Genomic DNA, 12,911 nt, shown 5'->3' with positions numbered 1-12,911 from the left:
TGCATCGTGAAAGTTTTCAGGAAAATCGGGAGTTTTAGGCATGACATTAACGGGATGAACAACAGGCTATTTAAAGTATAAAGGCAATCGCAGAATTCGTGACATATTTTGAAAATGAAATTGGTATTAGATGGGTATTACTTTCTGAGTTTTGTATAGACCACACTGTTATCACTGCCGTAAGGGTTGGGCACATAGTCATCCGCGTTATGGTCGTTCTCCCAGGTGGTCTCATCCAGAAGATAACGGAAATGGAAGGCTTTGTTGCCGGGCAGTTTTACTTTGGTCCGGAAGGCGTTCTCTTTTTTGTGGTATTTCATGGTGACCGGTTGCCACTGGTTAAATTCCGCAACCAGCGACACGGACTTGATGCCCGGTTGAGCAAACTCAAACGTCACTTCGGTTTCCGCTGTTTTTTTGATCGTTTTTTTCTTCAGCATGGCCAATCAATCCTCAAGGTTTTCACGGCGTGAAAAACTACGTTACAGCGATCAGTGATAGTGATCAAATCAAACTTGATACAGCTGTATCTTGCTGATCCGGCGTGAACTCTTCTGTTATTTGGTGGCCGTGCATGTTTTTAAATTATCCTCGCAGTGTCCAGTGGATTACCCTGGAGCAAGCTCCAGGGTATCAAGTGAGCTCTGAGTAGTGCGCAGCAAGCTGCGGGGAGTTAAAGCCTCAGAGGTTAAACTCAAATTAACAGCTCATACACATCCGATGCCTAATGTATTCAGCCCCTCTCGAAACGATTTCTCTTTGCTTTTTGGAAGCACAATCTGCAACTTGCCCAAACGCTGACAGAACTTCGCAAGCGCCTTGTCATTGATAATCAGGTCAGCCATTTCCACTGATTTACACGAATAAACCAGGGCTTCCGTCTGGAACTTAACGCCATCGGCATTTTTTACCGAATTAGTCAGAAAACTTTCGCAATCTTCAGGCAGAAAGGGTTGAGACTCTCGAGCCAGAAGAAACTGCTGCAGTTCGGCCACATTGCCACCTACCTGCAACGTCTCCATAATCTTCCGGCTGGACAGCATCCAGACATGCCCTTTATCCTGCTCAGCATAGAGGGAAAGAAACTGCTGCTCCCAGGGTGTGGGAGGTGCCTCAAAAACAATCCGGCCTTGGCGGTGAATGTTGAGAGGGGTTTCTGTGCTGACCTTCTCACTGGGTTGGTAGTCGTCAGCCAGACCAAGAATATAAGCCCCCAGAGGCGTCAGGCGGATGTACTGCAATCCATCATAACGGCTCAGGCAGTCCATATCGTCTGTGCCCCAGGTACGGTCTTCATCCATACCAACCATTTCTGGCGGTGCTATCACGACATCGATCAAGCCCAGTGTGGCGGCATACTCCAACAGAAAACACCGGAGATAGCGAGACTCAAGCAGAAACCAGGAGCTGTGCAGCATGCCGTAGTTGGCATCATAAAGATAGAGATACTCCGGTTCGGTGGTTACCAGCAGTTGGGAGCCGGTAATAAACATATGCCGGGACAGTTGATCAAACGATACCCACGTATTCACCGGACACTCCCGGAGCGCGGCGATGATCGCCTCTCTCCGTTCAACCGGGTTGGTGAAATAACGCTTGCCCTTGCCGTTCTGACCTTTGATGTTATCAATACGGCGGAACTCATCCTGTTTGCGGTTTTTCAGCCAGTGTTCCCAGAGTACCTTGATGGTTGCTACCGGTTTTTGGTCGGTCTTACGGGCGGGCGCCAGAGTGGTTTTGGACTGCTTGCAGAACGGACTGTTGGCGATCAACTGAACCCAGCCATACGCCACAATAAACTCCATACCGGCCGCTTCCGGGCAGGTTGTGGCAGGGTAATATTCATGAACCTCTTTCGCGACCTTCTTCAGGGTGGCACCGGAAGGTTGCCCGGTTTTCTCACCGACTTTCAACTGCTGGTTCTGCAGCAGAATCAGCAGGGCACTTAGCTCATTCAGTACCGTGGCTTCTCGTTGTATCATCGAACAGCCAGCCGGCAGCGGTTCGGGCAAAACAGCGGTTACCAGTGTGTCAGCTGCAGGCGGTTCGACAAACGACGTCATCAGTGCGACCAAAGCGGCAGGAATCTGTTTTGGGCCATAGTTTGACTCTGCAGGGTAGAAAAACAGGGCAATAGAATCCGGCAGGCCGGAGTCGTAACCAAAAAACGAACGACTTCCTCGCGGCTTTTCCGGAAAATCACCGTATTTCATCCGGAAGCGTTTGCGATCCACCCGGCCGTTGTAGGTAAAGAGGCACTCCTGGATCAATTGCCGCTGGAGTTCTGGCAATTGCCGCCAATAAGCTTGCAGGTGTGACGTATCAGCAAACCCGTGAGCTAGAGCCGAGGTTAAATCGGCTTTGCGGGTCTGTTTGGGTTTCACGCCAAACAGCGTTGCGTAATACTTTTTCAGTGTGTCCACTGTTTCGGTGGCGATGGCCTGGGCGAGATCAGTCATAAAGGTGGTGAAGAAATGTTAAGATTAAGTTGAACAGGGAGTATGGCAAACTCAGAACTGGGACGTGTTGATCGTGAGAATAAAAATCTGGCCGACAGGTATATTATGCTTTCTATGCCTCTGAATCGGCGATGGGGGTTTCTGCGGTGAGCCAATTCTGTCATAACCGATTGTCCCCATTCCCGACGTGTCATGGCTATCCACCAAATTTTGCATCTTACTACCCATGTGGGCAGGTACTGTTTTCAATAGGGTGTTCATGTTCTCATCGTTGAGGTGCTGTCCCAATTGAACCCTGTTTCCTGGGAGAGAGTTTATCTGCTGTGATTTTTCCAGAGAAAATCTTATTCTCACGGGCTTTAGAGCGCATTTTCAGGTAAGTGCGGGTAGTGTCGCATTATAACTCGCTAATGTTGTATAGAAGAGTGTAAATCCTTATAAATTCAGTCAAATATACTTGGTTTTACCGTTTTTATGGCTTTGAAATCCCTGTTCCCCACTTCTCATTAAAAATAAAATATTGACATGGCTAGTCATGAGTGAGCTAACATGTTCGCTGTTCGCAAACAGAAAACATCGTGGATCACCAATATGCTAAAACCTCAAGACTTATTGGTAACGCTTAAAATACTTAGCTACGAAGACAGCGGAAATGACCATGGAGTTTCTGCCAGAGATATGCAGGGCAAAGCCTGGCTGCTAAACAAAAATGATCTGGAGCAAATCAGTTTTTACGACAGTGAAAAAGATGAAGTGATTGTGTCTGCTGAAAAAGAGGATTTTGAACAGGCTGACTTGGACGCGATAGATGAGTTTCTAGCCCTGGGGGAGTCAAATCAGGACGATTGGACTTACCGAAGACTCGCAAAGCAGCTATTCATCTCTCTGAGTGAAGCAAACCAGTCTGCGAAAAGAGCGATTGCTGCAGGACTTCTCACAAACCGAGGCCGCAGGGGGGTTCGCGTGAATCGTCCAGCGTTGGTTGACTTTATAAGGTACGGTGCTGGTATCGCTTTTTTTACCGAGCGAGGTCAGATTGTACGAGGTATCCCAACAGCTTATGCCGCTCCGGTATTTAACAAGGTCTTTGCCAGTTCAACCGAGTACCCACCTGTTTGGCCCTGTGCCAGAGGGACAGTAAAAGGCGTGGCCATATCACCTCTTTATAAATCGGTATCAAAAGCGGTCATGATTGATAGCTGGTTATATTGGCAATTGGCGCTGGTGGATATCTACCGGATAGGTTCAGCCCGAGAGAAAGACGAAGCGCTCCCCTTCCTTAATGAATTAAAAGGTACCAAAGGATGCAATTAACGGAGCACGAAGCGCTATTACTGGGTATTGCCGATGCCCTGGGGGATGAGCTTCTGGAGCAGGTAGCGTTTGTTGGTGGTGCTACGGTATCTCTGCATTTGGACGATGCTCAGCCTATGGATATCCGCAGCACAAAAGATGTGGATTTTATCGTATCTGTTACCAGCTATGGCGATTATCAACGACTGGCCGAAAAGCTCAGAGAACGAGGCTTCGCTGAAGACAGTGAACCGGAAGATGGTGAATTTTCTCCTATATGCCGTTTCGTCTGCAACGGAATCATCGTTGATGTTATGCCAGACAGTGAAGACATACTGGGCTTCTCTAACCCATGGTTTCAAATTGGGCGGGAAAAGGCGGTTTCATATACATTGCCCGGTGATGTCTCTGTACGCATTGTTACCGCGCCCTACCTGCTGGCCACCAAACTGGCTGCTTACTTCAACCGAGGGGCAGATATTCTCTCCAGTAAGGATGCAGAAGATATTGCAATCCTGGTAAATGGGCGGGATGCTCTGGTGGAGGAAATTCTGTCAGGCCCCGAAGACCTTCGTAACTACGTACAGAGCGAGATGACTAAATTTATTAGTGACGCCCATTTTGAATACCTTTTGGACAATGCTCTGAACGGTGAAGAAGCGGAACGCTACGACATTATTGAAGATCGATTCTTTCAACTGGCTGGAAGGAGCTGAGTCATTGATTCCAGACGTTTTCATCAGCCGGACTGGCGCAAGGGAATCACTGAACGCAGATCATGTCGAACACTGGCCCATTGAAGGCGGTCACGCCTACCTTGTCTGTGATGGTATTGATCATATTGAGCACACAGCGACAATTGTTCGGTTGTTTAGTAGCCTGCTTAAGGCCGCTGACTGGGGGTATTCAGAGTCTCCTGAAGCGCAACTTGCCAGCAATGTTTTGGCCGTCATGGACACCATAAGCCAGAACGACCAGGGAACTGCTTTTTGCCTGGGTATTGCGTTGGTAACCGCTGATAAAATGATTATCGGACATTGTGGAGATTGCCGGATAGGTCTCTTAAGAGACAATGGCATTGAATGGCTCACTGAGGATGATGTGCCGTTCTTCTCCATGTACAAAAAAGGGCTATTGACGAAGGAAACTTACCTTAGATGCAGACATATCCCGAACTGTAAAATGAAAACAGGGGAGAAAAATAGTCAGAAACTCAAAACAGCGACCCTGCCAAGGCCTGCATCTAAACGGCTGCTGTTATGCAGTGACGGTTTCTGGTCTGAATGTGAAGATCTGCTGACAGGCAGTCATGAGATCTGCTTGCAAGCGATCAGGCAGCTAAATTCATCGCTGCTGACTACAGCACAGGATAATTTTAGTGTCATTGTCGTGTAATCAGTAAAGTGGGAGGCAGCTTCACTCAATCTTTCAGGTGTACACTTTTCAACCCGGATTGATATAGCACTTGGAGAATATAGTAAAGCTTGATGAAGATACTCCAGCTGGGGGGGCCGAAGTCGGGTCTTGCCTTGTGCATTCCCCCCCCAACTCTTGAATTCTCACCCAACTCAAGCCAACAAACCACCTCCCTGACAACACTTCTTGTACTTCTTCCCACTGCCACAAGGACAGGGAGAGTTTCTGGCCACCTTTTCAGAGCGGGCCTGGTACAATTCTGGATTAAGCAGTTTCTGGAGGTCCGATATATCTTCAGGAACATGCGGGGGTTCAAAGCCGATAATGTAGTGCCAGCCGTGTTCGTCACAGGTGGTGGCAACTGCTCTTGCCATTTCTTCGGTATGAACCCGGGCAATCACGGGGTTCTTTTCTGAGCCTAACTTAGCCATACGCCTTCTGATCAATGGTGGCTTCAGGGATACTGTGTGATGTTGCGGTCATAAAATATCCATTTATTTCTTAATGCGCAAACGGTGCATTGCCATCATTACTCTTCGTATTCTTCTTCATAGCGGTAGTACTGCTCCACATTCTCACCCACCGATGAAAGAACACAGAATGGTATCCAGTCGTGGCTGTCGGCCTCTGTGATGTCAGCTACCTTGATGCGGTGCAGCAACTCATCGCCATAATCGAAGATATAGAGGAACTCCTGCTCTTTTGTAAAGCCCAGATCCCTGATCTCGGAAGCTGATGCGGATTTTGTGGGTGGACCAAAACCAAAACTGGAGACAATGTGTTCACCATCCGGTGTGGCAGAGTATTCGTTGTCCCGATCCCACAGTTCATTGGAGGTAAAGAACGAGAACGAATGGTCATTGTCCCAGTTGAAGGCGCGCTGGATTTTCAGATGCATATCGTACAGGGTTTCTCTGCCAGACACCTCAAAGGTGCGGATCACATCGTGCTCAAAGCCAAAAAAGGGATGGCCAATCAGCTCCACTTCCAAGGTGTAACGCAGAGGTGGCTGGTTGAGAATGACTTGTAGTTCATCCAGGCTACTGGACATTTTGGTTGCCCGCTGGATTTCAGACGCCGTTTCAGGCTCAAGAAAGCAGCACTTCTTGAATTTTTTGCCACTGCCACAGGGGCAGGGTTCATTGCGATTCAGTTTGAACATTCAATTTTCTTCATTCAGTGATTGATGATCCCGTTGCAGGAGTGCCCATGGAAAGAATTGGGTGCCGTTAACTTCACAGACTCTCCTAAAGATGGTCTCTATAGCGCTGTAGATTTTCTTTGGTGTTCACAAGGATGAACATCAAAGTGGTAAATATGGTGATCAACAGTGCGATCTTTAATCTGGCGTTCTGCTCTTCCAAGGGCAGGATGGCTACCTGATCGGCTGGCAGTGTTGAGAGCTGGCTTAACGTTAAGTATCGATTGAAGAGCAGCTGAGATGGACGATCATCATCACTTGCAGCAACAACGATAGAAATTCCTTCAAACAGGGCCGCTTCGTAATCAATGCCAATCATTTTTGCCAGCTTTCTGGCGTGTTTCACGACTTCCTTGTTTTTCATTGTTGCAATCGCCGAGGACATTGCCTGAGGTGATTCCAATTGAAGAAATTCACGTGTCTTCATTGCTTTTCAGCGTTCCAGTATGTTTGGTCTGCAAGGTTATGGCATAAAACAGGGGTCATGTGCAATCAGCTCAAAACACGTATCCACATCCTGTTTATAAAAGACTTCGTGCCACTGTTCGTGCCACTGATCGTTATGGCGAAGATAAGACAGAGTGTAGGTGTTATTCCCGGTGTAGTTCATCCGGGCAAACTTCCGTTCAAAGGATGGGCTGATGGCATTGGGTGAAGGGCAGTGATAAGTGGCGCAGAAATAGAAAAAGCTGCCATGCCACTTGGTAAAGATATCTACCAGATAATTAAAATTCGGATTCTCGGGCGGAGGCTCGACCTTTGCGGGTTTCAGATAGTCCTCTACCCATCGGTCGGCCTGAGCTTTCAGAACCGCTTTGGTCTCAGGAGATACTTTGGGTTTGGATGCTCGTTTTGTTGCGGGCATCCACATATAACTGCTCATAAATTTCTCTGCCATCAGGTGCTGGCGAAATACATACGCTTGAAACTCAGACCTGAATCAGGCCCCGGCGGTTTCATCATAAGAGACGGCTTTATAGCCATACTTGTCGTGAAGCTTATAAAAGGCAGCGTAACGTCTGGACGGTATGGAGGTGGACGCTCGTTTTTTCAATAAGCGCCAATACTCAGACAGTACCAGGGCTTGAGTACTTTTGGGAAAAATCATGGGGGCGCCAGAGGTGAAATTCAGGCCGTCCTCGTAACTCAGGATGCGTGTGAACATAACATAATCCACAATATTCGGCGATAAGCTGAAGCCCCGGTCGGTAATGGTCAGCTCACCACCATTCAGCAAATCTTCCATTGTTACCGTTGAGCTGTCGATATTCCTGCTGACGATTCGATAGAGCGAGGTGTTCGACGACAGCAGCGCGTTCAGAATTTTTTCTTCAGTGGCATTGATAGTATCAGCATGCCTGCTCAGGTATCGACTGACGATGGTATGGCCATGGATGTCCTGAAAGTCGTTAATACAAAAGTCGGTGAACTGGTCAAACTGTTCATAAGAGTCAAACATCATTTGATTCTTTTTCATTGCGCCAAGCTGACGTGCCGCAATTTTATGCTCATCCTTATTGAGTTCTTTGAACAGCTTTGAGTTCAGGTCTCTGCCATCAGCACGCAGCTGGTCGTAGTCGGGGTGAATAGGGCTCATAAAGTCCGGGTTCTCAGTGAAAGATGCCTGAATCAACAGTTATAGGGTTTATGGTATCAGTGGTTGATCGTTGCGATAAATATCCCGATGCTACCACAGACAACATGCTTGCCGTTGAATTTGTAGTCATCACGCGCACCCGGTCGAAACCGTTGGCACCCAGTCTTCCATTTTGAATGAATGTGAGAAGCGAAACCTGACTGACCCCCAACTGACTTTTGGGGAGTCGTCACTCCGCAGGTTGACCATTTTCTGTCGCGTCCTGCTCTTGTATCGTGGAAGCGTAAGCGATGCGTACCCTGCGTCTTTCTGCCGGGTCAGGGTATCTATTCAGAAAAACACGTTCCAGCTCATCAAATGTTCGTGTGTGGTATAGAGTCTCGTTATTGTTATTCGGGTGCTGACAGTGAGACTGGCGAGACTGCGGAACATCGCCACCGTCAAACGGGTGGCTGGGCATACGGAGCTATTCCTTATTGGATATTTTTTCTTGTACTTTGGTTTATATAAACATCAAATAAAAACAGATAGCAAGCCTGTTTCAATTATTGAAATCACTATTTCATGGTGAATGCTGATTTTGATGGCTAAATAATCCTTTTTCTGTGGCCTTTTCCATACCCCGCTCCCATTCCCTGATGATTTTTGCAAAATAATTACAGTTGTTGAAATGCTGTGTTCTGTTTTGTACGGTATCTGTAAGCACTGATCATTTAATAAGGAGATTGTTGTGTCTACGTCGACTCTGGGTCGCCGCCTTCGTTCAGCGATGGAGCAGCAGGGATTATCGGTTACTGAACTTGCTAATGAGTCCGGTGTTGGCCGACGCTCCATTTATCATCTGATGAGCGATGTGTCGAAAAAGTCCAACAAAGAACCGGTGGATAAACTGGCGAGGGTGCTCGATGTGGCCCCTGAGTGGTTGTATTCCGGTTCCGGGGCGTCAGATGCTCATCGGTTGGGGGCATTACCGACCTACCTGACGACAAAGCCTGTGAATGTAGTTACCGGCGGTCATGTTACCGATGTCAGAAAAATGTGGGTGCCGAACATTCTGTCAAGGCTCGGTATTCCCGATGAGGGGTATCTCCACTTCTTTTTGTCCGGTGCCTCAGATTTTCTGCCGCCCAATTTACTGTTACTGGTCAATGCCAATGGACGGGGGCCGGGGTGTTATCTTGTGTCGACATTCAGCAATTTTAACGAAGGAGGGAGGTTAGCACTGGTTCATCGGTTTGATTCCGGTCTTCAGACCGGAGCGTATTGCAGTGATGGTGATATTGAGGACGTTCACCAGGTTATCGGTCTTATTGAAGGCCAGACATTGTGGAAAACGGAGTATTTCAGATAGTGGATATTGTTGCGTTTACTAATAATAACCAGCGTGTTGAGTACCTGGATCGTCACGGTGAACGGTTGGCGGTCAGCACCCTTGAATTTTGTCGCCGTGGGCTGCACCGTGATATTCCTCAGGAGAAAAAAAAGGAGTTATTTCGCGTTGTCACGGACGATGCAACCCTGAAACACCAGGTTTATGCCGATGTGGATCATTATGGGCAGTACACATTTTATGCCGGTGACCAGACCCGTGCCGTGTTCCCTTTCCTGTTATGCTTTTTCGGATTACTGGTCGGTGGTGCGTTCCTGTTGCCCTACGATATGGATGTGCTGTGGTTTACCCCGGTATCCCTCGGCCTTGGGATGCTGACGATCGCCTATGGATTACTGGATGCGCTGACCTCAACGTTTGGGATGCGTTTTTCCTGTCAGGTGGTCAAGTCATCCTGTGTGGTACTGTTCGGTTTGGCAGTGACCGGCAAACTGATCGGTGGGCTTGCCAATCCCGACTTCCAGTTTTCTACGGGGGAATTATCGATGATCCCGATGGGGAATACCGGCACTCTTCTGTATGACTATGCCTTTGCCAATATGCTGTCGCTGGCTGCTGGCCTGTTGCTGACCGGTTATTTCAATATTTATTGTCTGCAATACCTGTTTCGATGTTTCTCTGGTAAATACCTCTGGCTGCGATCCCTGGCCTCGACGGCATTTGGCACCGCGTTCTTCCTCTCGGCGGCCGGGCTTATCCGTTTCGGACTGTTTGTTTACAATACGCCTGGTGGACGTCAATGGTTTATTTCGGAGCTATTGGGTATATTGCCATTCATTGCCCTGTCTACGGTATTGGTGTTGCTTTCGGTACGCTTTATCTGGCGTACGCGCAATACTCGTGTTTCCGGGCCTCAGTCGTTATAGGGTGAGACAAGACATTGCCGAAACCACTCGGGGTATTCTCCTGAACTCCCGGAATCGGCCATCGTAACCGTGACAAGGCATGGAGTAGGTATGCTGGCGAAGAATGATCCGTACGGTATCAGCGTCATTACGCGAACAGGCATCCCTCAATGGCAGTACGGAGTGACTGACTTTAACGCCTTCATGCTGGCCCTGATCCAGAAAACAGCGCCATCCTGGCAATACAAGCTGTTGCAGGTTTGCACCCATGTAGCAGAGGCATTTCCCCAGTGGGAGCCGGAGTCATTGGGCTAACACGATTAACAGAGCCAAAGGGCAACAGAAGCCTATGGATGACGCATTATTTACTTTTCTTGCCGATCACGACCTTGATGACCTGCCGGACGGAGCATGGCAACAGATGATTGAGGATGCCGTGGAGGAATGGAACCGGTTATTCAAGACCAAATACGACCCTTATGATACCTGGCTGGCTTATGTTGAGCGAAAGGTCGAATTGCAGAATGAGACAGTAGAATGACAATGAATAGTTACTACTTCACCTTTGGTGATGGTCAGCCTCACCATCCCGGTTATGTGCAGGTAATCGCGCCGGACAGGATAACCGCCCGTCATCTGATGGTGGAGGAGTATGGTCGCAAATGGGCTGGCCAGTATGAGGCACTGGAAGACGTACACACCAATGACCGCATCAAGATTAACGAGATTGTCTATTCAGTAACGGCCGGTGATACCCAGCGCTGGCCCTGTGACATCTGCAAGACCTGGCGACTGGACAGCAAGGTGGATGTTATGCAGGAAATGCTGACCATTGGGCACCATGATATGACCTTTAATGTGAAATACTGCGCCGATAATCTGGACTGTCGTGAAGGCGTCAAGGGTTATATGAACCGGCTGACAGAGAAAGTGCTGGGAGCTGTTCGTGAAGTCTCCTGATCGGCTTTGTGCAAAGCATAATGAAGTCTATACCGATGGGGTGAACAATGAAGCCTGAGCAGCGAGCCTTTCTGGATGAACACTACCCCGACCACCATCTGAAATTCGACAGCAACAAGGGCGTGTGGGTAGTGGAAGCGTATGGGATGCGACATTCTTTTAAGTGCGGAGACTACAAAGGGGCTGATAACGCCAAGGCAGCAGCCATTGCTTTTCGTGACAGCCTGCCAAACAATGCGTTCACATGGTCAATGTCGTACTCTACTCAGGTTCAGTCAAAGGTACAGGGCGTGTTTCGGTGTAAGGGCAAAGGACAGTCGAATGCGTGGCGGGCGCAGGTGAGCTCCATTGATGAAAATGGCAAGCGGGTTATCAAGGCCAAAAACTTTTCCATTGCCAAATACGGGGATCAGGAAGCCTATGACCTGGCGGTCATCTGGCGTGACAAACTGCTGAGAGAGAAGGAATCCGAAGAGTTTGCGGCAGCGGAGCATGGCAGGGTGAAAGAAACTAATCCATCGACTGCCGGACGGATGCGGTAAGGTGATGATGTTGTTCAAAAACTGGTAAATGATGCAGGGTTGCATCACCAGTGCTAATGGTCGCGTTTGACCAGTACGTCGGCTGCTCATCCCACTATGGTATGCAGGACAACTATCTTGAAAACTCCGGTTTCCTCTTTTGTCGTTGAAACTGCAACCTTCAGGCAGTGCCAGTTCAAGACCTTTCAATAAGTACTCAGTGTCATGGTATAGCGGATGTTTTTTATCAGAAGCCGGAGCAAAAGCATTGGGTAGCAGGCAGTTATTGCCGTCCATCCAGGGAGTCTCTGTCGATAAACTCTGGTAATGCCATACTGCTTGGATAATTCTCAGCTCCCCACGATCCAGAAAAAGTAGCAGGCTTCTGAACCAGTCGATGGTCTGCCGGTATCGATGGGATCCAACGGGAAGCTCGGCAATAACTCAGTATGATCCCGGACATTTTTTTACCTGATTACCACCGATCTTACGCCAGTATCCAGCGATACCCGAATCGCTGAAAGCCTTGGGATTAAAGCTGTTCAGCATTACTAAACAATAGTGTCATTAAGTGCGAGGGAGAGATTTCCCGGAATGAGGACTGTATTGTCGAACTGACCAAACGATCGTTTAACGTGTAGCCCTTATTCATCGGTAACCACTTGGCTGAGAGTAAGCGTAACTTCAGTGGTAATCAGGTTTTTTTATTATGTGGATGCAGGTAATCCACGGTGTCACCGGGTATCGAGTAGCAAAGGCGTTGAACTCATGATTGCCCGTTATTGAGTTCATCAATAAATTTATAATGTTTCTCTGAAAAAGGGGATTTTTTCTATTAAGCGCCAAATGAACGAAGGTTTCATGTCTAAGAGCTTCTCTGAAATTGGATATTGAGGAATATTTTCCGTAGTACATGAGTACAGTGTTCTGTCCTTTGAGGAACATTCCTTTTGAGTTGCTCTTATCTCCATCAAAGTCGTATCCGCTTTCATCTGCATTCCTGTAAACTTCAAAATTCACATCATGTAAATTGTATTCTTGCCTAAAGCGTTCAATTTCTTTATTCGCTTCTTCTTCTGAAATATGTCCTCTGTATTCACTTATACCAATCGCATTTTCTAAATCCTTAAGCTGCCGCCAACTATGCTTAGGCATCATTACCATGCATTATCTAGAACAGATGTCTCGTCGACCACAGCTACCCGAAGGTTTTAATGATGTTGATTTTC

The 12,911-nt window shown here is 47.9% G+C and carries 19 protein-coding genes; 9 read left to right on the top strand and 10 right to left on the bottom strand.

The annotated features are described in order from the left end of the window. Nucleotides 1–137: 137 nt before the first annotated feature. Both AK963_RS19050 and AK963_RS19045 read right to left on the bottom strand, forming a co-directional pair. On the bottom strand, nucleotides 138–440 hold the full coding sequence (locus AK963_RS19050) for an isoamylase early set domain-containing protein (protein WP_066017023.1): 303 nt from the start codon (nucleotides 438–440) through the stop codon (nucleotides 138–140). Nucleotides 441–707: 267 nt separating this feature from the next. Next, entirely contained in the window at nucleotides 708–2,459 is a 1,752-nt protein-coding gene (locus AK963_RS19045; RefSeq protein WP_066017022.1) for a hypothetical protein, read from the bottom strand. 591 nt (nucleotides 2,460–3,050) lie between these two features. On the opposite strand from AK963_RS19045, the gene AK963_RS19035 reads away from it, so the two are divergent. Genes AK963_RS19035 through AK963_RS19025 form a run of 3 tightly spaced genes read left to right on the top strand, consistent with a single transcriptional unit; the run spans nucleotide 3,051 to nucleotide 5,147 of the window. Beyond that, nucleotides 3,051–3,773 (top strand): hypothetical protein, encoded by a 723-nt coding sequence (locus AK963_RS19035; RefSeq protein WP_083232769.1) that lies wholly within the window; start codon nucleotides 3,051–3,053, stop codon nucleotides 3,771–3,773. After that, nucleotides 3,764–4,468: a hypothetical protein gene (locus AK963_RS19030; RefSeq protein WP_066017020.1), complete on the top strand. Its 705-nt coding sequence runs from the start codon at nucleotides 3,764–3,766 to the stop codon at nucleotides 4,466–4,468. Before AK963_RS19035 ends, AK963_RS19030 begins: the two co-directional genes overlap by 10 nt. Nucleotides 4,469–4,472: 4 nt before the next feature. After that, nucleotides 4,473–5,147: a PP2C family protein-serine/threonine phosphatase gene (locus tag AK963_RS19025; protein ID WP_139117515.1), complete on the top strand. Its 675-nt coding sequence runs from the start codon at nucleotides 4,473–4,475 to the stop codon at nucleotides 5,145–5,147. 173 nt (nucleotides 5,148–5,320) lie between these two features. Here AK963_RS19025 and AK963_RS19020 read toward each other — a convergent pair whose 3' ends face one another. From AK963_RS19020 to AK963_RS18995, 6 genes are all read right to left on the bottom strand, one after another. Next, nucleotides 5,321–5,599, bottom strand: coding sequence for a PBPRA1643 family SWIM/SEC-C metal-binding motif protein (locus AK963_RS19020; RefSeq protein WP_066017018.1), 279 nt, complete (start codon nucleotides 5,597–5,599; stop codon nucleotides 5,321–5,323). A 98-nt stretch (nucleotides 5,600–5,697) separates the two neighbouring features. Then, nucleotides 5,698–6,330, bottom strand: a complete 633-nt coding sequence (locus AK963_RS33350; RefSeq protein WP_066017017.1) for an IS1096 element passenger TnpR family protein — start codon at nucleotides 6,328–6,330, stop codon at nucleotides 5,698–5,700. Nucleotides 6,331–6,415: 85 nt separating this feature from the next. Beyond that, nucleotides 6,416–6,796 (bottom strand): hypothetical protein, encoded by a 381-nt coding sequence (locus tag AK963_RS19010; protein WP_066017016.1) that lies wholly within the window; start codon nucleotides 6,794–6,796, stop codon nucleotides 6,416–6,418. 36 nt (nucleotides 6,797–6,832) lie between these two features. Then, nucleotides 6,833–7,252: a DUF3024 domain-containing protein gene (locus AK963_RS19005; protein ID WP_139117514.1), complete on the bottom strand. Its 420-nt coding sequence runs from the start codon at nucleotides 7,250–7,252 to the stop codon at nucleotides 6,833–6,835. A 57-nt stretch (nucleotides 7,253–7,309) separates the two neighbouring features. Next, nucleotides 7,310–7,966: a DUF7986 domain-containing protein gene (locus AK963_RS19000; RefSeq protein WP_066017015.1), complete on the bottom strand. Its 657-nt coding sequence runs from the start codon at nucleotides 7,964–7,966 to the stop codon at nucleotides 7,310–7,312. Nucleotides 7,967–8,195: 229 nt separating this feature from the next. Continuing rightward, entirely contained in the window at nucleotides 8,196–8,426 is a 231-nt protein-coding gene (locus tag AK963_RS18995) for a hypothetical protein (protein ID WP_066017014.1), read from the bottom strand. Nucleotides 8,427–8,696: 270 nt separating this feature from the next. Between AK963_RS18995 and AK963_RS18990 the strand changes: the two genes are divergently transcribed. From AK963_RS18990 to AK963_RS18965, 6 genes are all read left to right on the top strand, one after another. Continuing rightward, nucleotides 8,697–9,317, top strand: a complete 621-nt coding sequence (locus AK963_RS18990) for a helix-turn-helix domain-containing protein (RefSeq protein WP_139117513.1) — start codon at nucleotides 8,697–8,699, stop codon at nucleotides 9,315–9,317. Then, nucleotides 9,293–10,222 carry a hypothetical protein gene (locus AK963_RS18985; RefSeq protein ID WP_238593780.1) on the top strand — a complete coding sequence of 310 codons (930 nt, stop codon included), beginning with the start codon at nucleotides 9,293–9,295 and terminating at the stop codon, nucleotides 10,220–10,222. The genes AK963_RS18990 and AK963_RS18985 overlap by 25 nt, the downstream gene beginning before the upstream one ends. 90 nt (nucleotides 10,223–10,312) lie before the next feature. Beyond that, on the top strand, nucleotides 10,313–10,516 hold the full coding sequence (locus tag AK963_RS18980; RefSeq protein ID WP_066017011.1) for a hypothetical protein: 204 nt from the start codon (nucleotides 10,313–10,315) through the stop codon (nucleotides 10,514–10,516). A gap of 34 nt (nucleotides 10,517–10,550) precedes the next feature. After that, a complete protein-coding gene (locus AK963_RS18975; RefSeq protein ID WP_066017010.1) occupies nucleotides 10,551–10,742 on the top strand; it encodes a hypothetical protein in 192 nt (63 codons plus the stop codon). Next, nucleotides 10,739–11,161: a hypothetical protein gene (locus tag AK963_RS18970; RefSeq protein ID WP_066017009.1), complete on the top strand. Its 423-nt coding sequence runs from the start codon at nucleotides 10,739–10,741 to the stop codon at nucleotides 11,159–11,161. The genes AK963_RS18975 and AK963_RS18970 overlap by 4 nt, the downstream gene beginning before the upstream one ends. 47 nt (nucleotides 11,162–11,208) lie before the next feature. Then, on the top strand, nucleotides 11,209–11,703 hold the full coding sequence (locus tag AK963_RS18965; protein WP_066017008.1) for an AP2/ERF family transcription factor: 495 nt from the start codon (nucleotides 11,209–11,211) through the stop codon (nucleotides 11,701–11,703). Between the two features lie 262 nt (nucleotides 11,704–11,965). On the opposite strand, the gene AK963_RS32215 is transcribed toward AK963_RS18965, so the two are convergent. Both AK963_RS32215 and AK963_RS18960 read right to left on the bottom strand, forming a co-directional pair. Then, nucleotides 11,966–12,145, bottom strand: coding sequence for a hypothetical protein (locus AK963_RS32215; RefSeq protein WP_139117511.1), 180 nt, complete (start codon nucleotides 12,143–12,145; stop codon nucleotides 11,966–11,968). 221 nt (nucleotides 12,146–12,366) lie between these two features. After that, a complete protein-coding gene (locus AK963_RS18960) occupies nucleotides 12,367–12,840 on the bottom strand; it encodes a hypothetical protein (protein WP_139117510.1) in 474 nt (157 codons plus the stop codon). Between the last annotated feature and the right edge of the window lie 71 nt (nucleotides 12,841–12,911).

Origin of the sequence: Endozoicomonas atrinae, from assembly GCF_001647025.1 — a bacterium.
GTDB classification, from domain to species: Bacteria; Pseudomonadota; Gammaproteobacteria; order Pseudomonadales; family Endozoicomonadaceae; genus Endozoicomonas; species Endozoicomonas atrinae.
Note: the sequence above shows the minus strand (reverse complement) of the source record. Positions and strands in the feature narration are given on the sequence as shown.

What these genes read in the sequence shown, in the direction of transcription:
- AK963_RS19045 (WP_066017022.1), bottom strand. Translation starts at nt 2,459, where the DNA reads ATGACTGATCTCGCCCAGGCCATCGCCACCGAAACAGTGGACACACTG.
- AK963_RS19020 (WP_066017018.1), bottom strand. Translation starts at nt 5,599, where the DNA reads ATGGCTAAGTTAGGCTCAGAAAAGAACCCCGTGATTGCCCGGGTTCAT.
- AK963_RS18970 (WP_066017009.1), top strand. Translation starts at nt 10,739, where the DNA reads ATGACAATGAATAGTTACTACTTCACCTTTGGTGATGGTCAGCCTCAC.
- AK963_RS19010 (WP_066017016.1), bottom strand. Translation starts at nt 6,796, where the DNA reads ATGAAGACACGTGAATTTCTTCAATTGGAATCACCTCAGGCAATGTCC.
- AK963_RS19005 (WP_139117514.1), bottom strand. Translation starts at nt 7,252, where the DNA reads ATGAGCAGTTATATGTGGATGCCCGCAACAAAACGAGCATCCAAACCC.
- AK963_RS33350 (WP_066017017.1), bottom strand. Translation starts at nt 6,330, where the DNA reads ATGTTCAAACTGAATCGCAATGAACCCTGCCCCTGTGGCAGTGGCAAA.
- AK963_RS19030 (WP_066017020.1), top strand. Translation starts at nt 3,764, where the DNA reads ATGCAATTAACGGAGCACGAAGCGCTATTACTGGGTATTGCCGATGCC.
- AK963_RS32215 (WP_139117511.1), bottom strand. Translation starts at nt 12,145, where the DNA reads ATGTCCGGGATCATACTGAGTTATTGCCGAGCTTCCCGTTGGATCCCA.
- AK963_RS18960 (WP_139117510.1), bottom strand. Translation starts at nt 12,840, where the DNA reads ATGATGCCTAAGCATAGTTGGCGGCAGCTTAAGGATTTAGAAAATGCG.
- AK963_RS19000 (WP_066017015.1), bottom strand. Translation starts at nt 7,966, where the DNA reads ATGAGCCCTATTCACCCCGACTACGACCAGCTGCGTGCTGATGGCAGA.
- AK963_RS19035 (WP_083232769.1), top strand. Translation starts at nt 3,051, where the DNA reads ATGCTAAAACCTCAAGACTTATTGGTAACGCTTAAAATACTTAGCTAC.
- AK963_RS18995 (WP_066017014.1), bottom strand. Translation starts at nt 8,426, where the DNA reads ATGCCCAGCCACCCGTTTGACGGTGGCGATGTTCCGCAGTCTCGCCAG.
- AK963_RS19050 (WP_066017023.1), bottom strand. Translation starts at nt 440, where the DNA reads ATGCTGAAGAAAAAAACGATCAAAAAAACAGCGGAAACCGAAGTGACG.
- AK963_RS18975 (WP_066017010.1), top strand. Translation starts at nt 10,551, where the DNA reads ATGGATGACGCATTATTTACTTTTCTTGCCGATCACGACCTTGATGAC.
- AK963_RS18965 (WP_066017008.1), top strand. Translation starts at nt 11,209, where the DNA reads ATGAAGCCTGAGCAGCGAGCCTTTCTGGATGAACACTACCCCGACCAC.
- AK963_RS18980 (WP_066017011.1), top strand. Translation starts at nt 10,313, where the DNA reads ATGCTGGCGAAGAATGATCCGTACGGTATCAGCGTCATTACGCGAACA.